The 23,231-nt window shown below is 57.3% G+C and carries 18 protein-coding genes, 1 tRNA gene and 3 rRNA genes; 16 read left to right on the top strand and 6 right to left on the bottom strand.

Annotated features, from left to right (window positions below; translation table 11 throughout):
* Window positions 1-58: 58 nt before the first annotated feature.
* The 5 genes from proX to mprA all read left to right on the top strand — a co-directional run bounded on the left by proX (window position 59) and on the right by mprA (window position 4,159).
* Window positions 59-1,060, top strand: coding sequence for a glycine betaine/L-proline ABC transporter substrate-binding protein ProX (gene proX, locus ABUK12_RS21695; protein ID WP_410013755.1), 1,002 nt, complete (start codon window positions 59-61; stop codon window positions 1,058-1,060).
* A gap of 126 nt (window positions 1,061-1,186) precedes the next feature.
* Complete coding sequence (locus ABUK12_RS21690) at window positions 1,187-2,386, top strand: MFS transporter (RefSeq protein ID WP_410013754.1); 1,200 nt, start codon at window positions 1,187-1,189, stop codon at window positions 2,384-2,386.
* Between the two features lie 80 nt (window positions 2,387-2,466).
* Window positions 2,467-3,210 (top strand): AzlC family ABC transporter permease, encoded by a 744-nt coding sequence (locus tag ABUK12_RS21685; RefSeq protein ID WP_410016739.1) that lies wholly within the window; start codon window positions 2,467-2,469, stop codon window positions 3,208-3,210.
* A complete protein-coding gene (gene ygaH, locus ABUK12_RS21680; protein ID WP_410013753.1) occupies window positions 3,211-3,546 on the top strand; it encodes an L-valine transporter subunit YgaH in 336 nt (111 codons plus the stop codon).
* 94 nt (window positions 3,547-3,640) lie between these two features.
* Window positions 3,641-4,159: a transcriptional repressor MprA gene (mprA, locus tag ABUK12_RS21675; RefSeq protein ID WP_410013752.1), complete on the top strand. Its 519-nt coding sequence runs from the start codon at window positions 3,641-3,643 to the stop codon at window positions 4,157-4,159.
* A gap of 118 nt (window positions 4,160-4,277) precedes the next feature.
* Here mprA and ABUK12_RS21670 read toward each other — a convergent pair whose 3' ends face one another.
* On the bottom strand, window positions 4,278-5,438 hold the full coding sequence (locus ABUK12_RS21670; protein ID WP_410013751.1) for a tRNA/rRNA methyltransferase: 1,161 nt from the start codon (window positions 5,436-5,438) through the stop codon (window positions 4,278-4,280).
* A gap of 222 nt (window positions 5,439-5,660) precedes the next feature.
* Between ABUK12_RS21670 and trxC the strand changes: the two genes are divergently transcribed.
* The 6 genes from trxC (at window position 5,661) to ABUK12_RS21640 (ending at window position 12,333) form a co-directional block, all read left to right on the top strand.
* A complete protein-coding gene (gene trxC, locus ABUK12_RS21665; RefSeq protein ID WP_410013750.1) occupies window positions 5,661-6,098 on the top strand; it encodes a thioredoxin TrxC in 438 nt (145 codons plus the stop codon).
* Window positions 6,099-6,246: 148 nt separating this feature from the next.
* Window positions 6,247-6,954 carry a tRNA-uridine aminocarboxypropyltransferase gene (locus tag ABUK12_RS21660; RefSeq protein ID WP_410013749.1) on the top strand — a complete coding sequence of 236 codons (708 nt, stop codon included), beginning with the start codon at window positions 6,247-6,249 and terminating at the stop codon, window positions 6,952-6,954.
* 42 nt (window positions 6,955-6,996) lie between these two features.
* Entirely contained in the window at window positions 6,997-9,669 is a 2,673-nt protein-coding gene (locus tag ABUK12_RS21655; protein ID WP_410013748.1) for a bifunctional acetate--CoA ligase family protein/GNAT family N-acetyltransferase, read from the top strand.
* Between the two features lie 136 nt (window positions 9,670-9,805).
* Complete coding sequence (gene pssA / locus ABUK12_RS21650; RefSeq protein WP_410013747.1) at window positions 9,806-11,161, top strand: CDP-diacylglycerol--serine O-phosphatidyltransferase; 1,356 nt, start codon at window positions 9,806-9,808, stop codon at window positions 11,159-11,161.
* A gap of 157 nt (window positions 11,162-11,318) precedes the next feature.
* Window positions 11,319-11,687: a YfiM family lipoprotein gene (locus ABUK12_RS21645; RefSeq protein WP_410013746.1), complete on the top strand. Its 369-nt coding sequence runs from the start codon at window positions 11,319-11,321 to the stop codon at window positions 11,685-11,687.
* 166 nt (window positions 11,688-11,853) lie between these two features.
* Entirely contained in the window at window positions 11,854-12,333 is a 480-nt protein-coding gene (locus ABUK12_RS21640; RefSeq protein WP_410013745.1) for a GNAT family N-acetyltransferase, read from the top strand.
* A gap of 520 nt (window positions 12,334-12,853) precedes the next feature.
* Here the strand turns inward: ABUK12_RS21640 and rrf are convergent.
* The 5 genes from rrf to gmhB form a co-directional block, all read right to left on the bottom strand.
* Window positions 12,854-12,969 (bottom strand): 5S ribosomal RNA (gene rrf, locus ABUK12_RS21635).
* Between the two features lie 124 nt (window positions 12,970-13,093).
* A 23S ribosomal RNA gene (locus ABUK12_RS21630) occupies window positions 13,094-16,007 on the bottom strand.
* Window positions 16,008-16,353: 346 nt separating this feature from the next.
* A tRNA-Glu gene (locus tag ABUK12_RS21625) sits at window positions 16,354-16,429 on the bottom strand.
* A gap of 232 nt (window positions 16,430-16,661) precedes the next feature.
* Window positions 16,662-18,204, bottom strand: a 16S ribosomal RNA gene (locus ABUK12_RS21620).
* Together the 16S, 23S and 5S rRNA genes with 1 tRNA gene alongside form the textbook arrangement of a ribosomal RNA operon.
* A 349-nt stretch (window positions 18,205-18,553) precedes the next feature.
* Window positions 18,554-19,126 (bottom strand): D-glycero-beta-D-manno-heptose 1,7-bisphosphate 7-phosphatase, encoded by a 573-nt coding sequence (gmhB, locus tag ABUK12_RS21615; protein ID WP_410013744.1) that lies wholly within the window; start codon window positions 19,124-19,126, stop codon window positions 18,554-18,556.
* Between the two features lie 188 nt (window positions 19,127-19,314).
* On the opposite strand from gmhB, the gene metN reads away from it, so the two are divergent.
* The 5 genes from metN (at window position 19,315) to tsaA (ending at window position 23,130) form a co-directional block, all read left to right on the top strand.
* A complete protein-coding gene (metN, locus tag ABUK12_RS21610; protein WP_410013743.1) occupies window positions 19,315-20,346 on the top strand; it encodes a methionine ABC transporter ATP-binding protein MetN in 1,032 nt (343 codons plus the stop codon).
* A complete protein-coding gene (locus ABUK12_RS21605) occupies window positions 20,339-20,992 on the top strand; it encodes a methionine ABC transporter permease MetI (protein ID WP_410013742.1) in 654 nt (217 codons plus the stop codon). Before metN ends, ABUK12_RS21605 begins: the two co-directional genes overlap by 8 nt.
* 64 nt (window positions 20,993-21,056) lie before the next feature.
* On the top strand, window positions 21,057-21,872 hold the full coding sequence (locus ABUK12_RS21600; protein ID WP_410013741.1) for a MetQ/NlpA family lipoprotein: 816 nt from the start codon (window positions 21,057-21,059) through the stop codon (window positions 21,870-21,872).
* Window positions 21,873-21,988: 116 nt separating this feature from the next.
* Window positions 21,989-22,399, top strand: coding sequence for an Rcs stress response system protein RcsF (rcsF, locus tag ABUK12_RS21595; protein WP_410013740.1), 411 nt, complete (start codon window positions 21,989-21,991; stop codon window positions 22,397-22,399).
* Window positions 22,396-23,130 carry a tRNA (N6-threonylcarbamoyladenosine(37)-N6)-methyltransferase TrmO gene (gene tsaA, locus ABUK12_RS21590; RefSeq protein WP_410013739.1) on the top strand — a complete coding sequence of 245 codons (735 nt, stop codon included), beginning with the start codon at window positions 22,396-22,398 and terminating at the stop codon, window positions 23,128-23,130. Before rcsF ends, tsaA begins: the two co-directional genes overlap by 4 nt.
* Window positions 23,131-23,231 lie beyond the last annotated feature (101 nt).

Genomic DNA, 23,231 nt, shown 5'->3' with positions numbered 1-23,231 from the left:
CCGCCCCCGGCGTCTGACAGTTAAAATACATGATGAAAATCAACGAGAAGGATATTCCATGCATCACACCGGAATCTGGGCGTTAGCGCTCACCGCGGCGCTTGTCGCGCCACTCTCTTTTGCCGCCGATCTGCCGGGCAAGGGCGTGCAGGTGCAGCCCCTGCAAAGCACGATATCCGAAGAGACGTTCCAAACGCTGCTGGTCAACAAAGCGCTGGAAAAGCTGGGCTACGATGTCAAATCGAGCCGTGAGGTGGATTATAACGTCGCCTATACTTCCATCGCCTCCGGCGACGCTACCTTTATGGCGGTTAACTGGGATCCCCTGCACGCGGACCAGTATCAGGCGGCCGGCGGCGACGCCAGGTTCTATCGCCAGGGCAACTATGTCGAGGGCGCGGCCCAGGGCTACCTGATCGATAAAAAGACCGCCGATCAATACCATATCAAAACCATCGATCAGCTTAAGGATCCCAAGCTGGCTAAACTGTTCGACGCCAACGGCGACGGCAAGGCCGATTTGACCGGCTGCACCCCAGGCTGGGGCTGCGAGGCGGTGATCAACCACCAGATCCAGGCCTACGGCCTGGCCGATACCGTGGAGCACAACCAGGGCAACTACGCGGCCATCATTGCCGACACCATGGCGCGCTTCAAGGAAGGCAAGCCGATCCTGTATTATACCTGGACGCCCTATTGGGTCAGCGACGTGCTGGTTCCGGGCCGGGACGTGGTATGGCTGCAGGTGCCGTTCTCTTCCCTGCCCGGCAAGCAGAAGGACATCAGTACCAAACTGCCCAACGGCGCCGACTATGGCTTCCCGGTAAACACCATGCGTATCGTCGCCAATAAAGAGTGGGCCAAGGCCAATCCCGCGGCGGCGAAACTGTTCGCCATCATGCGTCTGCCCATTAGCGATGTGAACGCGCAGAACCTGCGTATGCATGAGGGCCAGGCCTCGGAGGCGGATATCGAACGCCACGCCAACGGCTGGATTGCCGCGCACCAGGCGCTATTCGACGGCTGGATAAGCGCCGCCACGGCCGCCGCCGCTAAATGATACGGCGTCTTCGCGCCCGTTTATGGCGCGAAAACAGGTCACGTTAACCGACGGGGGGCATTCGCCCCTCGTTTTTTTGGCGCTTATGGGGAATAATAGCCCCCCGATTGGTAAACAGACTCACCAATGAAAACAAAAACAGATCACCCAAGTTTAAGTCCGGCGCTGATTATTATCATGGCTATCGCCACCGGATTGTCGGTCGCGAGTAATTATTACGCGCAACCCCTGCTGGACACCATTGCCCAGTCGTATCACCTGTCGGTGAACCAGGCCGGGTTTATCGTCACCGCCGCCCAGTTGGGTTATGCCTGCGGCCTGATGTTTATCGTGCCGCTGGGGGATAAGTTCGAACGGCGCGGCATGATAGTGGTCATGACGCTGCTGGCCGCCGCCGGTATGCTGGTCACCGCCTCGGCCGGCAGCCTGTGGCTGATGATAGCCGGCACGGCGCTGACCGGTCTATTCTCGGTAGTGGCGCAGATCCTGGTGCCGCTGGCGGCGACGCTTGCCGATCCGGCGAAGCGGGGCAAAGTGGTCGGTATGATCATGACCGGTCTGCTGCTGGGTATCCTGCTGGCGCGTACCGTCGCCGGCGCCCTGGCAAGCTTCGGCGGCTGGCGCACCGTGTACTGGTTCGCCAGCGCGCTGATGGTGGTCATGGCGCTGATACTGTGGTTCGCCCTGCCGCGTTATAAACAGTATTCCGATCTGAATTACCCGCAGCTGCTGGCCTCCATCCTGCGCATGTATGTCACCACGCCGGTGCTGCGCACCCGCGCGCTGATAGGCTGCGTGACCTTTGCCAGCTTCAGCAACCTGTGGACTTCCATGGCGTTCCTGCTGGCCGCGCCGCCGTTTTTTTACTCCGAGGCTAAAATCGGCCTGTTCGGCCTGGCGGGCGCCGCCGGCGCCCTGGCCGCATCCAGGGCCGGGCATCTGGCCGACCGGGGCAAGGCAAAAATCACCACCCGCTATGGCCTGCTGCTGCTCCTGGTCTCCTGGGCCTTTATCTGGTACGGCCAGCATCAGGTGATGGCGCTTATCGCCGGCATCGTCGTGCTGGATCTGGCGGTGCAGGGCGTGCATATCACCAACCAGAGCGTCATTTACCGCCGCATGCCGCAAGCGCGTAACCGTCTCACCTCCGGCTATATGACCAGCTATTTTATCGGCGGCGCCCTGGGCTCGCTGATTTCCGCCTCGGCCTACCAGATGGCCGGCTGGACCGGCGTATGCGCCGCCGGCGGGGCGCTGGGCGTGCTCAACCTGCTGTTATGGTGGCGTGGCCAGCATCATGAGGACAGCGGCGTAGCGGCCGCCTGAGGGCGTCGCACGGCGGGATGACTGTCGCGGCGTTCCGGCGGGCGATAGTCGCCGGAAGTGTCGCCATGGGAGATACGCACATGGACGCAAGCCAGGATCACCTGCCGGCGGCCCCAGGGACGCCGGCCACCTTTCGCGAGGGCATCAAGGACAGCCTGCCCATCGTCATCGGCTACCTGCCGGTGGCGTTCGCTTTTGGCCTGAACGCGGTGAAGCTGGGCTTTACGCCGCTCGAAAGCCTCTTCATTTCCTGCGTTATCTATGCCGGCGCCAGCCAGTTCGTGATAACCACCCTGCTCAGCGCCGGGATATCGCTGTGGGTCGCGGCGTTGACCGTCATGGCCATGGATGTGCGCCATCTGCTGTACGGCCCGGCGCTGCGTCACCGTATTCCCGGCGCCCTGTCGCGGCGCGCCACGGCGCTATGGGCCTTCGGCCTGACCGATGAGGTGTTTGCCGCGGCCATCGCCAAACTGATTAAGGATAACCGCCGCTGGTCGGAACGCTGGATGATAAGCGTCGCGGTCTGTTCGTGGCTATCCTGGGTCGTCGGCACCGCCGTCGGCGCGCTGTCGGGCAACGGCCCGCTGAACGACTATCCGGCGGTTGAGGCCGCGCTGTCCTTCATGCTGCCGGCGCTGTTCCTCAGTTTCCTGTTGGCGTCATTTCAGCGCCGGCAAAGCCTGGTATTGGCCGCGGCGCTGGCCGGCGCGCTGGCCGGGCTGCTGCTGCTATCGATTCCGATGGCGATCCTGGCCGGCATCGGCGGCGGATGCCTGGGGGCCTTGCTGGGCCCGGCGCGCGCCGCCAGGGAGGAAAAATAAATGCATACCAGCGTGATTATCATCGGTTTGGTGGTCGGCGCGGCGAATTATCTGTTCCGTTACCTGCCGCTGCGTTTTGGCGGCGGGCGTAAATCAGCCGGCCCCGCCGGCGCCTGGGCCGGACGTCTTTTGGACGGCATAGGTTTGGCCTCCATATGCGCGCTACTGGTGGTCTCCAGTGTGCCGGAGGTGCTGCGCGCGCCGGCGAAACTACTGCCTACCCTGGCGGGTTTCGCGGTATTGGCGGCCTGTTTTTACCGCACCCGCAGCATCGTCATCGCCACCCTGGCCGGGGCGCTGTGCTTTGGCTTGGTATATAAATTAGTCATGCCCTAATCTATAGCTCTCTAAACTTTTCAGGACGACAATATTTACTTGAGTGATTACATTAGTTATTATATCCATAGAAACTAATGAGGCATAAATCATCATGGACAGTTCCTTCACCCCCATTGAGCAAATGTTGGCGCAACGCGCTAAGCAGCGTCCCGAGTTTCCCTACCAGGAAATCCTGCTGACCCGGCTATGCATGCATATGCAGGGTAAATTGCTGGAAAACAGAAACCGCATGCTGAAAGCCCAGGGCATCAATGAAACGTTGTTTATGGCCCTGCTGACCCTGGAGTCCCAGGAAAATCACAGTATCCAGCCCTCTGAACTCAGTTCCGCCCTGGGATCGTCGCGCACCAACGCCACCCGCATCGCGGATGAGCTGGAAAAACGGGGCTGGATTGTGCGTAAAGAGAGTGAGAACGATCGCCGCTGCCTGCATTTGCAGCTGACCGACGCCGGCGAAAACTTTCTTAATAATCTCTTGCCGCCGCAGCATAAGTGCCTGGTAACGCTCTGGTCTACCCTCAATACCGACGAGCAGAAGCAGCTTGAAACGCTCACGCGCAAGCTGCTGACCAAACTGGACGAATTAATTGTCGAAGACGAAATAGCCTGACCTGCGCGCGCGATTATGGCTCACTTCCCTGTGAGCCTCCCTGCGCGTCAATGAGTGCGGCGTTTTTGTCCCTGCGCGCTACGCGTTATTCTTTTTGCCCGGCAAACCCGCCGCACACTCAAGCGTGGTTTTGCCGCCACCACTCCGCCAGCAGTATGCCGGTAGCCACCGACACGTTCAGGCTTTCCACCCGCCCGGTACCGCCGATGGAAATCGCCAGATCCGCCTGTTCCACGATGGCGTCGGACAACCCTGCCCGCTCCTGGCCTATCACCAGCACCATCTTCGCCGGCATATTGACCCGGCCAAGCGACGCGCCTTTGTGGCTCGAGGTGGTGACGATGGTATAACCCGCCTGGCGGAAACGGTCCAAATCGCCGAATAAATCATCGGTATGTATGGCGCTGATATGCTCCGCGCCACCTTCGGCGGTACGTACCGCGGCGCCGGACTCCAGCGCCGCGCTGTCGGTGGTCATGACGCCTTTCACGCCAAAATGCGCGCAGCTGCGCAACATTGCGCCGAGGTTATGGGGATTGGAGACATCCTCAAGCGCCAGCACGCAATCTTTATCCAGGGCTTTATCAAGATAGGTAACGGCATCCAGGCCGATGCGCTTTTTAATCAGGAAACAGACGCCGCCGTGATGATCGGTGCCGGATGCCAGCGCCAGCTCGTCCTCTTCCACCACATGGTAGGCTTTGCGATTGGCGGCCATCCAGCGCAGGGCGTCGCGAAATCGCGGCGTAACGGATTGCACGAACCAGGCGCGCACGATGGAATCGGGACGGCTTTTGAATAAGGCCTGGCAGGCATTTTCGCCGTAAACCCGGGTTTCTTCCGCCCGCTGGCGCCGCAGCTGTTCGGGGTCGATCAGGCTTTTACCGCTGATGCCGCCGTGATCGGCCACCGCGGGGGTCTCATCGTTTTGGTACAGGGTCTTCCAGGGGGAGTCCGGCGCGGTGGACGGTCTGTCCCTGCGGGGCGCGTCGCCGCGACGGGCATCACCGCGGGGCGCGTCACCACGACGGGCGTCACCCCGGGGCGCGTCGCCGCGACGGGCATCACCGCGGGGCGCGTCGCCGCGGCGGGCATCACCGCGGGGCGCGTCACCACGGCGGGCATCACCGCGGGGTGCGTCGCCGCGGCGGGCATCGCCCCGGGGCGCATCGCGGCCCGGCTGGGGTGGACGAGAAGGACGACGAGGCTGCTCTTCTTCTTCTTTGCGCACGTACATAACACGGACCTTGCCGTTTTTACCCTTTAATGAATCGCTCATTTGTCTCTCCACCCATATGCTGGGCGCGAAGATTACCTGATCTTGTCTTTTTTAGCTACCGGGTAGAGGTAAAAGCCAGCAACTATCGAAGCCATCGGATAAATCATTTTGTACCTTCACATTTCTTTCACCATACTTCAGAACATCATTTCGATAAAGCGTGGATCTCATCGCCCGGCCGCCCTGTTGCCGGTTTAACCTCCACCCATAAGAGGCAATTGTATGAATACAGTATGTGCATCCTGTCTGGCCACCAACCGGCTGCCGGAACAGAAGGTCAACGACGGCGCGAAATGCGGCCGTTGCGGCGAGGCGCTGCTGGACGGCAAAGTGGTGCATGCCACCACCGACTCCCTCGATAAGCTGCTGCAAGACGATCTGCCGGTGGTGGTCGACTTCTGGGCGCCCTGGTGCGGCCCCTGCGTCGGCTTCGCGCCGATTTTCGAGGCGGTTGCCGCGGAGCGCCGCGGCTCGGTACGTTTCCTGAAGGTGAATACCGAAGCGGAGCCCCAGTTAAGCACCCGTTTCGGCATCCGCAGCATTCCCACCATCATGGTGTTCAGGCACGGTAAAATGGTGGATTCGCTGCACGGCGCTATGCCCAAAGGGCCGTTTGAAGAGTGGCTGGACGAAGGCCTGTCCATTCCGAGCCCGTCTTAAGCGGCCGCCGCCGGGCCACCCGCACATGCTGTGGCGGCGGGTGGCCCGGCGCGCCGCGACACTGCGTTTCCCGACAGCTCCGTCGGTAAATAGTTGTCCGCTTTCCCCGCCCGCTCCGGTAAACTCTCTCTTTTCTTGCGGGCTTCCCATGACAAACAACGCCGTGCTGGCGCTACGCCAATATCGTCTCGATCGCGCCACCCGGCCGTACCGCGCGCGCGGTTGCCGGGTCGTGCGCTGCGAACACTGCCTGCTGCCGCAGCCCGTTTGCCTGTGCGATCGCATTATCCCCATGACGTCGGTCAGCCGTTTCTGCCTGATCATGTTTGACTCCGAGCCCCTGAAACCCAGCAATACCGGACGCCTGATCGCCGATATCTTGCCGGATACCCAGGCTTTTCTCTGGTCGCGCACCGAGCCGGATACGGCACTGCTATCGGCTATTGCCGACCCCGCCCGCCAGCCTTATGTGGTATTCCCGGCGCACAACGTCGCCCCGGACCGGCGCGTGGTGCCGCAAATCGATGCCTGCGGCAAGCCGCCGTTGTTTATTCTGCTTGACGGCACCTGGTCCGAGGCCGGCAAGATGTTTCGCAAAAGCCCCTATTTGGCGGATTTTCCGATATTATCCCTTAACCTGGCTACCGTCTCCGCCTATCGTCTGCGGGAAGCGCACGGCGAAGGCCACCACTGCACCGCCGAGGTGGCCGCCACCCTGCTGCGCCAGACGGGGGACGCGGCGGCGGCGGATCGCCTGGGCGCGCATTTTGCGCTGTTTCGCAGCCGCTACCTATTGGGTAAATCGCACCATAACACCGCGCAAATATCTTCCGCCATCACAACACCCCGGCCTTAATGCGCTTACACTTGTCGGATGCGGCTGGATAGGAGACCACCGATGAGTCAACGAGGTTTGGAAGCGCTGCTAAGACCAAAATCCATCGCCGTGCTGGGGGCGTCCGACAAACCGGGCCGGGCCGGGAACCTGATGATGCGTAATCTGCTGAACGGCGGGTTCGGCGGCCCGATATTGCCGGTAACGCCGCGCTATCCCGCGGTTTGCGGCGTTTTAAGCTATCCGGACGTGGCGAGCCTGCCCCTGGCGCCGGACCTGGCGATCCTGTGCACCCGCGCCAGCCGCAATCCCGGTTTGCTCGACGACCTCGGCAGGCTGGGTTGCAAAACGGCGATTATCCTCTCCGCGCCACCGGCCCAGTTTACCGAGCTGAAAGCCTGCGCCGCCCGTCACGGCATGCGTCTGCTCGGGCCGAACAGCCTGGGGGTACTGGCGCCGTGGCAAGGATTGAACGCCAGTTTTTCCCCGGTGCCCATCCATAAAGGCAAGCTGGCATTTATCTCCCAGTCCGCCGCGGTATCCAATACCGTGCTGGACTGGGCGCAGCAGCGCGAAATCGGGTTTTCCTATTTTATCGCGCTCGGCGACAGTATCGATATCGATGTGGACGATGTGCTTGATTTCCTGGCGCGCGACGGCAAAACCAGCGCCATTTTACTGCACCTGGAGCACCTCAGCGACGCCAGGCGCTTTCTGTCGGCCGCCCGGGGCGCCGCGCGCAACAAGCCTATACTGGTCATCAAAAGCGGGCGCAGCCCGCAGGCGCAGCGCCTGTTGAACTATCCCCAGGGAAGGGATGCCGCCTACGACGCCGCAATCCAGCGTGCCGGGCTGCTGCGGGTGCGAGATACCCACGAATTATTTTCAGCGGTGGAAACCCTAAGCCATATGCGCCCGTTGCGCGGTGAACGGCTGATGATCGTCAGCAACGGCATTGCCCCGGCCGCCCTGGCGCTGGATGAGCTGCTCAGCCGTCATGGCAAGCTGGCGACGTTGAGCACCGCGACCCGTCAGGCCCTGCAGGCGGTATTGCCGGAGGGCCTGCCCGCCGCCAACCCGCTTGATTTGGCGGACGACGCCACTCCGGCCCGCTATCGCGCCGCCCTGACGGCGCTGCTTGACAGCACCGACTACGACGCGCTGCTGATTATCCACGCCCCCAGCGCCGCCGCCCCCAGCAGCGAGACGGCGCAGCAGGTTATCGAGCTGGCCAAGCTTCACCCCCGTGGCCGGCAGGTCACCCTGCTGACCAACTGGAGCGGCGAATTTTCCTCCCGGGAGGCCAGACGCCTGTTCACGGAGGCGGGGCTACCCACCTATCGCACCCCTGAAGGCGTGGTCACCGCTTTTATGCATATGGCGGAATACCGGCGCAATCAAAAGCAATTGATGGAAACACCGGCCCTGCCGGTCGGCCTGACGGTGGATACCGCCCAGGCGCACGCCCTGATCCGCCAGGCGTTGGAACAGGGCATTACCCGGCTGGCGACCCACGAGGTGCGCCCCATTATCGAGGCTTATGGCTTAACCACCCTGCCCACCTGGATCGCCGGCGACACCGCCGAGGCCGTCGCCGTTGCCGACCGTATTGGTTACCCTGTGGCGCTGAAGCTGCGCTCGCCGGACATCCCCCATAAATCCGAGGTCCAGGGCGTGATGCTGTCGCTGCGCAATGCGCAGGAAGTGGCCCAGGCGGCCAACGCCATGGCGGAACGCGTGGCGCAAACCTTTCCTCAGGCGCGCATCGAGGGCATGTTGGTACAAAGCATGGCCAGCCGGGCCGGCACCCAGGAACTGCGCATCCTGGTCGAACAGGATCCGGTGTTCGGCCCGCTAATCCTGCTGGGTGAAAGCGGGCATGAATGGCGACAGGCCGACCAAACGGCGGTAGCCCTGCCGCCGCTTAATATGACGCTGGCGCAGAATATGGTGCGCCAGGGCCTGAAAAAAGGCGCTATCCGCACCCATAGTCCGCTCTATTCGCTGGATATTGTCGCGTTAAGCCGCCTGTTGGTGCAGGTCTCCAACCTGCTGCTTGACTGCCCGGAAATCGTCCATCTGGATATCCATCCGCTGCTGGCCTGCGGCGGCGATATGACGGTGCTGGATGTCAGCCTTGAACTGGCCGAACGCCCGGGCGACCCCGAGGCGCGCCTGGCGATCCGTCCTTATCCGCAGGCGCTGGAATCGGTGGTCACGCTGAAAAACGGCGAGCAATGCCTGTTCAGGCCCATCCTGCCCGAAGACGAACCGCTGCTAAAGCAGTTTATCGGCGCGGTCACGCCGGAAGATCTTTATTATCGTTACTTCAGTGAGATCACAGAATTTACCCATGAAGATTTGGCTTATATGACCCAAATCGACTACGATCGAGAAATGGCGTTTGTCGCGATCAGACAAAACGACGCGGGAAACACCATTATCGGCGTCACGCGCGTTTTTTCCGACCCGGACAATACCGAGGCCGAATTTTCGGTACTGGTCAGGTCCGATCTCAAAAAAATGGGCTTAGGCCGCCTGCTGCTGCAAAAAATGATTGCCTACGCCCGCGATCACGGGCTCAGACGCTTGAACGCCATCACCATGCCCAGCAACCACGGCATGATTTCACTGGCAAAAAAACTGGGATTTACCGTCGATCTGCAGTTGGAAGACGGCATTGTCGCGCTATCGCTGTCGCTTGCGGGCGAAACCCGGCAACCACCCCCGGTCTAACATCAAGCGCGCATCAACCTGCGGCGAAACATAGCCACAATGGAGAAAAGTAATGTTATTATGGCCGATTCCACACATTTGTGTTTTTGCATATGGTCATTCCACCATACGATGACAAGAGAAGAAGCGCACTGTGATGTTGTCAAACTTTAGACGTACCAAACACCAACAACACCTTGCACAACTGCCCAAAATTCCCCAGACGGTTGCTGACGTACAAACGCTGTACAGTCCTGAAGATTTCCGTATCGCCTTGCTTAACGCCATTGCGGGTGCCAAGAAGCGTATTTATCTGGTGGCGCTGTATCTTGAGCAGGATGAAGGTGGCGAGGCTGTGCTCTCGGCCCTCTACCAGGCCCGCGAGCTGCGGCCGGAGCTTGAGATCTGTGTGCTGGTCGACTGGCATCGCGCGCAGCGTGGGCGCATAGGCGCGGCGGCGGTAAACACCAACGCCGACTGGTATTGCCGCATGGCGCAGGATCATCCCGGCACGTCGGTACCGGTGTACGGCGTACCGGTCAATACCCGCGAAGCCCTGGGCGTATTGCATCTCAAAGGCTTCATTATCGACGATACCGTTATTTACAGCGGCGCCAGCCTGAACGATGTCTACCTGCATCAGTTGGATAAATACCGCTACGATCGTTATCAACTGATCCACAACCCTCAGCTTGCCGAGTGCATGCTGGGTTATATTAAGCGACACCTGCTGACGGCGCCCGCGGTCAACCGGCTGGATAATCCAAATCGTCCCAAAAGTATTGAAATCAAAAACGATACGCGCATGTTCCGCCAGTCTTTGCGCGATGCCGATTATGCCTGCAACGGCTCGGCCGGCGATGACGAACTGACCATCACGCCCCTGGTGGGATTAGGCAAGCAAAGTCCGCTGAATAAAACCATTCATCACTTGATGTCGTGCGCCGACAGTAAACTGACCCTGTGCACCCCCTATTTTAATATGCCGGCGCTGCTGGTGCGCAATATCATTTCTCTGCTGCGCCAGAACAGGCAGGTGGAAATCATCGTCGGCGACAAAACGGCCAATGATTTTTATATTCCCGAAGATCAGCCGTTTAAGATTATCGGCGCCTTGCCTTATTTATATGAAATCAACCTGCGCCGTTTTCTCGGACGGTTGCAGCGTTATGTGGACAACGGGCAACTGGTGGTCAGGTTATGGAAAGACGGTGATAATACCTATCATCTCAAAGGCATGTGGGTGGACGACGAATGGCAGTTATTGACCGGCAATAACCTTAATCCCCGCGCCTGGCGCCTGGATCTGGAAAACGCGCTGTTAATCCACGACCCGAAGGGCGAACTGCGTGCGCAGCGCGAGCATGAACTCGAACTTATCCGTACCCATACCATAGTGGTCACGCACTATACCGAGTTGCAAGGTATCGGCGACTATCCGGTCAAAGTACGCAAGCTGATCCGCCGGCTGCGGCGTATCCGTATCGATCGCCTTATCAGCCGTATTTTATAGATTCGCCCTTAGGCACACAGGAATGTCATTCCGGCATCATCGCGGTTTTCCACCGGCGGCCTCCTTGAAAGGACCCGCCGGAGACAAACCGGCGCCGTCGGTTCAGGGATGCCGTAGTGTCCGCCAGGCCGACGGTTTGAACCAGCGGAACGCAACCATGTCAAAAAGCCCCAGGCAGCCATTTCATCACGTCAGTCATCTCGCTTGTCGCACGGTTATTATTCTTCCGCTGATTTTTTGCAGCGCCTGCGCCCATATGGCGCAGGACAACTGGACAGGGCGCGATAAAACAGCGCATTTTATTTCTTCCGCCACGCTGGCCTATGCGGGTAGCGCGGTGGCGGAACACCAAAATGCCTCCCCAGCCCGCAGCCGCAATATCGGGTTTGCCTTCGCCCTTTCGCTGGGCGCGCTGAAGGAAACGTTCGACAGCCGTGCCGCCGGCAGCGGCTGGAGCTGGAAGGACTTCGCCTGGGATGTGGCGGGGGCTTCGGCGGGTTATAGTCTGTATTATCTCAATAAATGATTAACTAAAATAACTGTATACTCAATAACCGAGGATATTGCTGTATGCTAACAGGCCAAGACGTTGCATCTGGACCTGTTCCCAGCAATTTTCGTCTGCGCGGAGCGCAAATTAAGACTTCTATTATGATAAGTTCATATTTGGATTAATCCGCAGGGAGGCATTGATGTCGCGACATGAAACGCCAGACAATTTACCTGGCGAAAATCATGATAAAATACGTGTCCGGTTGGCCAAGATCACGGATATCAATACTATTTTTGCTATTCGCTTAAGCGTAAGAGAGAACCAGATCTCACGCGCTCGGCTTACGGAAATGGGAATTACTGCTGTTGCCATCAGGGACGCGATACTTGCCTCCCCCTGCGTCTGGATTGCCGAGATAGGGCAAATTCCTGCTGGTTTTTCTATGGCCTGCACCGCTGAAGCAAGCGTATTTGCCCTGTTCATACGCCCTGAATTTGAAGGGCTTGGACTAGGCCGCGTTCTGCTGGCCAACGCCGAAACCTATCTTTTCAAGCACCATCAAAAAATATGGCTGGTAACAGACGGCAACAGCCGCGCCAGCGGTTTTTATCGCCAGCTCGGGTGGCACCCTAAGGAATACTTAGCGGATGGTGATATTCGATTTGAGAAGTCAGTTTAATGTCTATTATACATTCAAATTACCTCGCCACGGTAAACTAAGCGCTTTCCAGATCACCGTGGGCCGTCGCCTGCGGCTCCGTTCCACCGGCGTTGCCGGGGGTCCTACTCTCTTACTCGAGTAGCGAACCGCCAGGGTTACGCACATGAAAAAGCCCTCTGTTTTCTTTGAGGGCTTCGTCAATGGGATGCCTGGCAGTTGATGTCCGCCTGCGGCGGCCACCCTGCGGGCCGCCGCAAGCGGCGTTCAACAGGCTCCGCCTGTTGTCCTGCTCTCTGACTCGAGTAGCGAACTGCCAGGGTTACGCACATGAAAAAGCCCTCTGTTTTCTTTGAGGGCTTCGTCAATGGGATGCCTGGCAGTGGATGCCTGACTGCGTCAGGCACCCTGCGGGCCGTCGCCTGCGGCTCCGTTCCACCGGCGTTGCCGGGGGTGCTACTCTCTTACTCGAGTAGCGAACCGCCAGGGTTACGCACATGAAAAAGCCCTCTGTTTTCACAGAGGGCTTCGTCAATTGGATGCCTGGCAGTTCCCTACTCTCGCATGGGGAGACCCCACACTACCATCGGCGCTACGGCGTTTCACTGCTGAGTTCGGCATGGGGTCAGGTGGGACCACCGCGCTAGTGCCGCCAGGCAAATTCGTTACCGTCCGCCGCATATCCTTCTATGCCACGTCCGTTTATCCGGAACTTCGCTGAAAATTCTCTCGCCACCCCTCGGGGCAACGCTCTCTTCGCGTCAAACACTTTAGGTGTTGTAAGGTTAAGCCTCACGGGTCATTAGTATCGGTTAGCTCAACGCATCGCTGCGCTTACACACCCGACCTATCAACGTCATCGTCTTTAACGTCCCTTCAGGTGGCTTAAAGCCACAGGGAAGACTCATCTCGAGGCAAGTTTCCCGCTTAGATGCTTTCAGCGGTTATCTCTTCCGCACGTAGCTACCGGGCAATGCCATTGGCATGACAACCCGAACACCAGTGGTGCGTCCACTCCGGTCCTCTCGTACTAGGAGCAGCCCCTCTCAATCTTCCAACGCCCACGGCAGATAGGGACCGAACTGTCTCACGACGTTCTAAACCCAGCTCGCGTACCACTTTAAATGGCGAACAGCCATACCCTTGGGACCTACTTCAGCCCCAGGATGTGATGAGCCGACATCGAGGTGCCAAACACCGCCGTCGATATGAACTCTTGGGCGGTATCAGCCTGTTATCCCCGGAGTACCTTTTATCCGTTGAGCGATGGCCCTTCCATTCAGAACCACCGGATCACTAAGACCTGCTTTCGCACCTGCTCGAGCCGTCACTCTCGCAGTCAAGCTAGCTTATGCCTTTGCACTAACCTCACGATGTCCGACCGTGATTAGCTAACCTTCGTGCTCCTCCGTTACTCTTTAGGAGGAGACCGCCCCAGTCAAACTACCCACCAGACACTGTCCTCGACCCAGATTATGGGCCGGAGTTAGAACATCAAACATTAAAGGGTGGTATTTCAAGGTTGGCTCCATGCAGACTGGCGTCCACACTTCAAAGCCTCCCACCTATCCTACACATCAAGGCTCAATGTTCAGTGTCAAGCTATAGTAAAGGTTCACGGGGTCTTTCCGTCTTGCCGCGGGTACACTGCATCTTCACAGCGAGTTCAATTTCACTGAGTCTCGGGTGGAGACAGCCTGGCCATCATTACGCCATTCGTGCAGGTCGGAACTTACCCGACAAGGAATTTCGCTACCTTAGGACCGTTATAGTTACGGCCGCCGTTTACCGGGGCTTCGATCAAGAGCTTCTCCTTGCGGATAACCCCATCAATTAACCTTCCGGCACCGGGCAGGCGTCACACCGTATACGTCCACTTTCGTGTTTGCACAGTGCTGTGTTTTTAATAAACAGTTGCAGCCAGCTGGTATCTGCGACTGGCTTCAGCTCGGGGAGCAAGTCCCTCCACCTAATGCCAGCGTGCCTTCTCCCGAAGTTACGGCACCATTTTGCCTAGTTCCTTCACCCGAGTTCTCTCAAGCGCCTTGGTATTCTCTACCTGACCACCTGTGTCGGTTTGGGGTACGATTCGATGTGACCTGGAGCTTAGAGGCTTTTCCTGGAAGCGTAGCATCAATTCCTTCACCACCGTAGTGGCTCGTTATCACGCCTCAGTGTTGAATAAAAGAGCGGATTTACCTGCTCTTTCCACCTTCACGCTTAAACCGGGACAACCGTCGCCCGGCGAACCTAGCTTTCTCCGTCCCCCCTTCGCAGTCACACCCAGTACAGGAATATTAACCTGTTTCCCATCGACTACGCCTTTCGGCCTCGCCTTAGGGGTCGACTCACCCTGCCCCGATTAACGTTGGACAGGAACCCTTGGTCTTCCGGCGAGCGGGCTTTTCACCCGCTTTATCGTTACTTATGTCAGCATTCGCACTTCTGATACCTCCAGCAGCCCTCACAGGCCACCTTCGCAGGCTTACAGAACGCTCCCCTACCCAACAATACCCGAAGGTATCGCTGCCGCAGCTTCGGTGCATGGTTTAGCCCCGTTACATCTTCCGCGCAGGCCGACTCGACCAGTGAGCTATTACGCTTTCTTTAAATGATGGCTGCTTCTAAGCCAACATCCTGGCTGTCTGTGCCTTCCCACATCGTTTCCCACTTAACCATGACTTTGGGACCTTAGCTGGCGGTCTGGGTTGTTTCCCTCTTCACGACGGACGTTAGCACCCGCCGTGTGTCTCCCGTGGTAACATTCTTCGGTATTCGCAGTTTGCATCGGGTTGGTAATCCGGGGTGGACCCCTAGCCGAAACAGTGCTCTACCCCCGAAGATGAATTCACGAGGCGCTACCTAAATAGCTTTCGGGGAGAACCAGCTATCTCCCGGTTTGATTGGCCTTTCACCCCCAGCCACAAGTCATCCGCTAATTTTTCAACATTAGTCGGTTCGGTCCTCCAGTTAGTGTTACCCAACCTTCAACCTGCCCATGGCTAGATCACCGGGTTTCGGGTCTATACCCTGCAACTTAACGCCCAGTTAAGACTCGGTTTCCCTACGGCTCCCCTATTCGGTTAACCTTGCTACAGAATATAAGTCGCTGACCCATTATACAAAAGGTACGCAGTCACCCTGATAAATCAAGGCTCCCACTGCTTGTACGTACACGGTTTCAGGTTCTATTTCACTCCCCTCGCCGGGGTTCTTTTCGCCTTTCCCTCACGGTACTGGTTCACTATCGGTCAGTCAGGAGTATTTAGCCTTGGAGGATGGTCCCCCCATCTTCAGACAGGATATCACGTGTCCCGCCCTACTCATCGAGCTCACAGCACTTGCACCTTCGGATACGGGGCTATCACCCTGTGTTGCCGGACTTTCCAGACCGTTCTCCTGATGCAAATGCTGATGGTGACTCTGGGCTGTTCCCCGTTCGCTCGCCGCTACTAGGGGAATCTCGGTTGATTTCTTTTCCTCGGGGTACTGAGATGTTTCAGTTCCCCCGGTTCGCCTCAATACGCTATGGATTCACGTAATGATAGTGCAACGAATTGCACTGGGTTTCCCCATTCGGACATCGCCGGCTGATAGCGCTTCATATCAGCTCACCGGCGCATTTCGCGGATTAGCACGTCCTTCATCGCCTCTGACTGCCTAGGCATCCACCGTGTACGCTTATTCACTTAACCTCACAACCCTAAAGTGTCTGTGTTGCGACTGGCTGCACACTGCCATGGCATCGTTGCGCGGTGCTCGCCATGCTCATGGACATACAGTCCACTCCGCTGGCTGCGCGCCGTGCGCCTTGCCCTGACACTGTTCGCACAGTCTCACCCTGGTGAGAGTAAACCCTCGCCTGGGCTACAGAGATTGCCATCGACACGGCAATCATTAGGTTTGCTTGCTTTGAGAGAATCGCATACTGATTTTGCTCAGCATGTTTTTTTTCAAATTTTCAGCTTGTTCCGGATTGTTAAAGAGCATGTATTTCGCAGCATACTCATAAGAGTGTGCTCTGAAATAGACAGCGGGATATGGCGTCCCCTAGGGGGTTCGAACCCCTGTTACCGCCGTGAAAGGGCAGTGTCCTAGGCCACTAGACGAAGGGGACACGGAAAATGCTTGCAACGCGCCGCGTTGCTTTTCCGTGTAAGGCGAAACTTTCATTAATGAAAGTAAGCGACCTCTTTCTAGTCGAACAACGCATCGCGTTGCTCTCCTATCATCGGACGATGCCTTGCACGTGCGAAGCCGGGCTTCACGTGTAAACCATACGAGCTGTTTGCTCATTACAGTTATCAGACAATCTGTGTGGACACTACACAATCTAGTATCTATTTCGGTAAGGAGGTGATCCAACCGCAGGTTCCCCTACGGTTACCTTGTTACGACTTCACCCCAGTCATGAATCACAAAGTGGTAAGCGCCCTCCCGAAGGTTAAGCTACCTACTTCTTTTGCAACCCACTCCCATGGTGTGACGGGCGGTGTGTACAAGGCCCGGGAACGTATTCACCGTGGCATTCTGATCCACGATTACTAGCGATTCCGACTTCATGGAGTCGAGTTGCAGACTCCAATCCGGACTACGACGCACTTTGTGAGGTCCGCTTACTCTCGCGAGTTCGCTTCTCTTTGTATGCGCCATTGTAGCACGTGTGTAGCCCTACTCGTAAGGGCCATGATGACTTGACGTCATCCCCACCTTCCTCCGGTTTGTCACCGGCAGTCTCCTTTGAGTTCCCACCATTACGTGCTGGCAACAAAGGATAAGGGTTGCGCTCGTTGCGGGACTTAACCCAACATTTCACAACACGAGCTGACGACAGCCATGCAGCACCTGTCTCAGAGTTCCCGAAGGCACAACCTCATCTCTGAAGTCTTCTCTGGATGTCAAGAGTAGGTAAGGTTCTTCGCGTTGCATCGAATTAAACCACATGCTCCACCGCTTGTGCGGGCCCCCGTCAATTCATTTGAGTTTTAACCTTGCGGCCGTACTCCCCAGGCGGTCGATTTAACGCGTTAGCTCCGAAAGCCACGGCTCAAGGCCACAACCTTCAAATCGACATCGTTTACAGCGTGGACTACCAGGGTATCTAATCCTGTTTGCTCCCCACGCTTTCGTACCTGAGCGTCAGTCTTCGTCCAGGGGGCCGCCTTCGCCACCGGTATTCCTCCAGATCTCTACGCATTTCACCGCTACACCTGGAATTCTACCCCCCTCTACGAGACTCTAGCCTGCCAGTTTCAAATGCAGTTCCCGGGTTAAGCCCGGGGATTTCACATCTGACTTAACAGACCGCCTGCGTACGCTTTACGCCCAGTAATTCCGATTAACGCTCGCACCCTCCGTATTACCGCGGCTGCTGGCACGGAGTTAGCCGGTGCTTCTTCTGCGGGTAACGTCAATCAACAAGGTTATTAACCTTATCGCCTTCCTCCCCGCTGAAAGTGCTTTACAACCCGAAGGCCTTCTTCACACACGCGGCATGGCTGCATCAGGCTTGCGCCCATTGTGCAATATTCCCCACTGCTGCCTCCCGTAGGAGTCTGGACCGTGTCTCAGTTCCAGTGTGGCTGGTCATCCTCTCAGACCAGCTAGGGATCGTCGCCTAGGTGAGCCATTACCTCACCTACTAGCTAATCCCATCTGGGTTCATCCGATGGCGTGAGGCCCGAAGGTCCCCCACTTTGGTCTTGCGACGTTATGCGGTATTAGCTACCGTTTCCAGTAGTTATCCCCCACCATCAGGCAGATCCCCAGACATTACTCACCCGTCCGCCGCTCGCCGGCAAAGTAGCAAGCTACTTCCCGCTGCCGCTCGACTTGCATGTGTTAGGCCTGCCGCCAGCGTTCAATCTGAGCCATGATCAAACTCTTCAATTAAAAGCTTGATGCTCAAAGATTGTCATACTGTTAATCTTATGAATTAACTGTTTGTTCACTCTTCAAGACTTGGTATTTTTGTGTTTCGATACGGTCTTGTGAGTGCCCACACAGATTGTCTGATAAATTGTTAAAGAGCAGTGCGCCGCTGTAATCAGTCTGGCGCGAGGTGGCGTATATTACGCTTTCCTCTTTCAGTGTCAAGCCCGTTCGGCCTGTCTTCTGACTCGTTTCCGGTAGAGTGTGATACTGCTCACGTTACCGGTCGATGGAGGCGCATTATAGGGGGGTACGGAAAAATGGCAAGTAAAAAAAACGTCATTTTAACCGACCGGTTAAAATCTAACCGTTATGCACCTTTTGCATGCTGTTTAATGGCAGCCGGTAGTTGCGCAAGACTGTCTATCACCCAATCCGCCAAGGCCTGGGCCTTTTCGTCCAGCGGCTTGCCGCTGCGCACCAGCACTTTGGCGCCGACGCCCGCGGCTTGCCCCGCCAGCATGTCTTCGGCCTTATCACCTACTATATAGGAGGCCGCCATATCGATATTCAGGAACTGCTGCGCATCGAGCAGCATGCCGGGTTTGGGTTTGCGGCAGTCGCAATCCTGGCGGTATTCCCCTTCCACGCCGTCGGGATGATGCGGGCAGAAATAGATGCCGTCCAATTCCACGTCGCGATCGGCCAGCGACCAATCCATCCACTCGGTTAGGCGCATAAACTGATCTTCGGTAAATTTACCCCGTGCAATACCGGACTGGTTCGTCACCACCACCAGGGCGAATCCCATGGTTTTCAATTCCCGCATGGCATCGATAACACCGTCGATAAATTGAAATTCATCGATCTCATGTACATAACCGTGATCGACATTAATGGTACCATCGCGGTCTAAAAATATAGCTGGGACAGGCTGTGTCACTGATTGGCTCCTGACAACATAAACGGCGCCCAGTATCGCATGTTTTATCGGGCGAAGAGAAACGGAGAAAATGAAACCCAGTTGACTTAGCCGTCTAGACGCCCTAACATCCACGCACGCTGATATCTGCGGATATCGTAAAGGTGCCATTTATTCTCGCAACAGGTAACCAGTAACCCTAAAAAAGCATGATCACACTCTCTCATATTACCAAGCAATATTCGCAGGGCGCCCTGACTATTAATGCCCTGTCGGATGTTTCCCTGCACGTTGCGCCAGGTCAGATTTATGGCGTTATCGGCGCTTCCGGCGCCGGTAAAAGCACGCTTATCCGTTGCGTAAATTTATTGGAACGTCCCACCAGGGGTACGGTGCTGGTCGATGGTAAAGATCTTACCAACCTGCCTGAGCGTCAGCTTATTGCCGCCCGCCGGCAAATCGGCATGATATTTCAGCATTTTAATTTGCTGTCCTCGCGCACCGTGTCCGGCAATATTGCCCTGCCGCTGGAATTGGATAAATTATCCAGGCGCGATATCACCGCGCGGGTCAATGAGCTGCTGACCCTGGTCGGGCTTGAGGATAAGGCCGACGCCTATCCGGCCAACCTGTCCGGCGGCCAGAAACAGCGGGTCGCCATTGCCCGGGCGCTGGCCAGCAACCCCAAGGTGCTGCTGTGCGATGAAGCCACCAGCGCCCTGGATCCGGCCACCACCCGTTCTATTTTGGCTTTGCTGAAGGATATCAATCGCCGCCTCGGCCTGACCATTTTGTTAATTACGCATGAAATGGACGTGGTGAAGCGCATCTGCGATCAGGTGGCGGTAATAAGCCAGGGTGAATTGATCGAACAGGACACCGTGAGCGAAATGTTTTCGCATCCCAAAACGCCGCTGGCCCAGCAATTCATCAAGTCCACCCTGCATCTGGATATACCGGACGACTATCGCGAGCGCATGACCGACGCGCCGTCGGCGGGTAAAATCCCCATTCTGCAGCTGGAGTTTACCGGCCAGTCGGTGGATGCGCCGTTATTATCCGAGGCCGCCCGGCGTTTTAACGTCAACAATAATATAATCAGCGCGCAGATGGATTATGCCGGTGGGGTTAAGTTCGGCATTATGCTGACGGAAATGGCCGGGGATGAACAAAATTCCCGTGACGCCATCGCCTTTTTGCAGCAGCAGCACGTTAAAGTAGAGGTACTGGGTTATGTCTGAAGCCATGGTGGCGTTATTCGCCAAGGGAATCTGGGAAACACTGATGATGACATTTGTCTCCGGTTTCCTGGGGTTCGTCGTGGGACTGCCCATCGGCGTATTGCTGTATATCAGCCGGCCCGGGCAGATTATCGAAAACGGCAAGGTCTATCGCACAACCTCGGCGCTGGTGAATATCTTTCGCTCCATTCCTTTTATTATCCTGCTGGTGTGGATGATCCCCTTTACCCGCATGATTGTCGGCACGTCAATCGGCCTGCAGGCGGCGATTGTCCCATTGACCGTCGGCGCCGCTCCGTTTATCGCCCGCATGGTGGAGAACGCCCTGCTGGAGATCCCGGCCGGCCTGATTGAAGCCTCGCGCGCCATGGGCGCCACGCCGCTGCAGATTATCCGCAAGGTTCTGTTGCCGGAAGCGCTGCCTGGCCTGGTGAACGCCGCCACCATCACGCTTATCACCCTGGTGGGCTATTCCGCCATGGGGGGGGCGGTGGGCGCCGGCGGCCTGGGTCAAATCGGTATCCAGTACGGGTATATCGGTTATAACGCGACCATCATGAATATTGTCTTGGCGTTATTAGTTATCCTGGTGTTTTTAATACAAATCGGCGGCGATAGAATCGTCAAAGCCGTTACCCATAAATAATCAATAATGAAACTGCCATTCCGGCGTTTCATTGCGGCAACTTTATCCACAAGAGGAAAGGGATATGTTTTCTAAAATAAAAACTCTGGCTACCGTCAGCGCGTTGATCGGTTCCCTGGCATTGGCAGGCTGCGGGCAGGAAGAAAAAGATCCAAACCATATCAAGGTCGGCGTGATTGTCGGCGCGGAACAGCAGGTTGCCGAAGTGGCGCAAAAAGTGGCGAAGGAAAAATATGGTCTGGATGTCGAGCTGGTCACCTTCAACGATTACGTGCTGCCTAACGAAGCGCTGAGCAAAGGCGATATCGACGCCAATGCCTTCCAGCACAAACCTTATCTTGATCAGCAAATCAAGGATCGCGGTTATAAGCTAACGCCCGTGGGCAATACCTTTGTGTACCCGATTGCCGGTTATTCAAAACAAATCAAATCCCTGGATGAACTGAAGCCAGGCTCACAGGTAGCCCTGCCCAATGACCCGACCAATCTGGGCCGTTCCTTGCTGCTGCTGCAGAAAGTGGGCCTGATTACCCTTAAGGACGGCGTCGGCCTGCAGCCAACCGCGCTGGATGTGGTCGGCAACCCGAAAAACCTGAAACTGGTTGAACTGGAAGCGCCGCAATTGCCGCGCTCCCTGGACGATCAGCAAATTGCCCTGGCGATTATCAACACCACCTATGCCAGCCAGATTGGCTTGACCCCGGCGAAAGACGGCCTGTTCGTGGAAGATAAGGAATCTCCCTACGTCAATCTGATCGTGGCCCGCGAAGATAATAAAAATGCCGAAAATGTAAAAAAATTCGTGCAGGCATATGAATCCGATGAAGTTAACGATGCCGCCAATAAAGTCTTCAATGGCGGCGCCGTTAAGGGCTGGTAATCTTTATACATTAATAACGTGCGTTTTTGACCAGACGGGCTACGGCCCGTCTTGTTATTTATGCCGTAGATTGATTCAATAGCGCCGTTGAAATAAAAATAATCAGAGGAAAATGTATGCGTGCTTTACCTGGATGTATTTTGGTGCTCTCGTTGACGGGGTGTGCATGGGTCCATACGCCCCCGTCGTCCACGACGACCCAGGCCGCACCCGTCTCTCCGTTCAAGAGCGCGCCGCCCGCCCACAAGGCCCCCGCGCGCCCGCAGCCGGCCAAACTGTATAAATCCGCCGAAGAGCTGGTCGGTAAACCGTTCCGCGATCTGGGCGAAGTGTATGGCTCCACCTGCCAGGTGAGCTTGCAGGATCCACCGCCAAGCCTGCCCGCGGCGCGCAAGGAAATGCAGATGCGCGCGGCGTATATGAAGGGCAACGCGGTATTGCTGCACCAGTGTGAAACGGTGCGGGCGGTGGCGGGATGCTATCAGCAGGCCGTTTGCCAGGGCACGGCGTTGAAAGTTTCGCAATGAGCGCATACGCCCTGCGGCAAATCGGCGTAATCCATTCGCCCTATAAAGAAAAATTTGCCGTTCCCCGCCAGCCGGGACTGGTGCCGGACGGTACCGGCGAACTGCGGCTGCTGGCGCCCTATAACCAGCCGGACGCCGTGCGCGGGCTGGAGGCGTTCAGCCATATCTGGCTGCTGTTTATCTTTCACCAAACGATGGAACAGGGCTGGCATCCTACGGTGCGCCCCCCGCGCTTGGGCGGCAATAGCCGTATCGGCGTGTTTGCCACTCGTTCAACGTTTCGCCCCAACCCCATAGGTATGTCCCTGGTGGCGCTGCGCGGTATCCGCCTTCAGGGCGCGGAAGTGATACTGGAACTGGGCAGCCTGGATTTGGTGGACGGCACGCCGGTGGTGGACATCAAACCCTATCTGCCCTATGCCGAAAGCATCCCCGGGGCGCGGGCCGGTTTCGCCCTGCATCCTCCCGCGGCTTCGATGGCGGTAACCTTTACCACAGCGGCGGAGCATCGTCTGGCCGCGCTGGCGGGCCGTTATCCCCACTTGCGCCGGTTCCTCACCGATGTGCTGGCGCAGGATCCGCGCCCAGCCTATCGCCGGGATCGCGACGGCGAGCGCACCTACGCGGCGCTGTTGCTGACCTTTAATGTCAGCTGGCGTGTCTTGGGCGAGGTGACCGAAGTGCTGTCGATCGAGGATTATCCCGGCGCCGCGGCAGGCGAGAGCCGGTAATCAGCGGCCGTCGCCGGCGAACGCATACCGGCCGCGGACAGGTTTTTGCGATTTTTCCATTTGCTCTCTTTTGGCCGCCCGCCTGCACTGGTAAACTGATT

The organism is Sodalis sp. C49, from assembly GCF_046352915.1.
In the GTDB taxonomy this organism is placed as follows: Bacteria; Pseudomonadota; Gammaproteobacteria; order Enterobacterales; family Enterobacteriaceae; genus Acerihabitans.
Note: the sequence above shows the minus strand (reverse complement) of the source record. Positions and strands in the feature narration are given on the sequence as shown.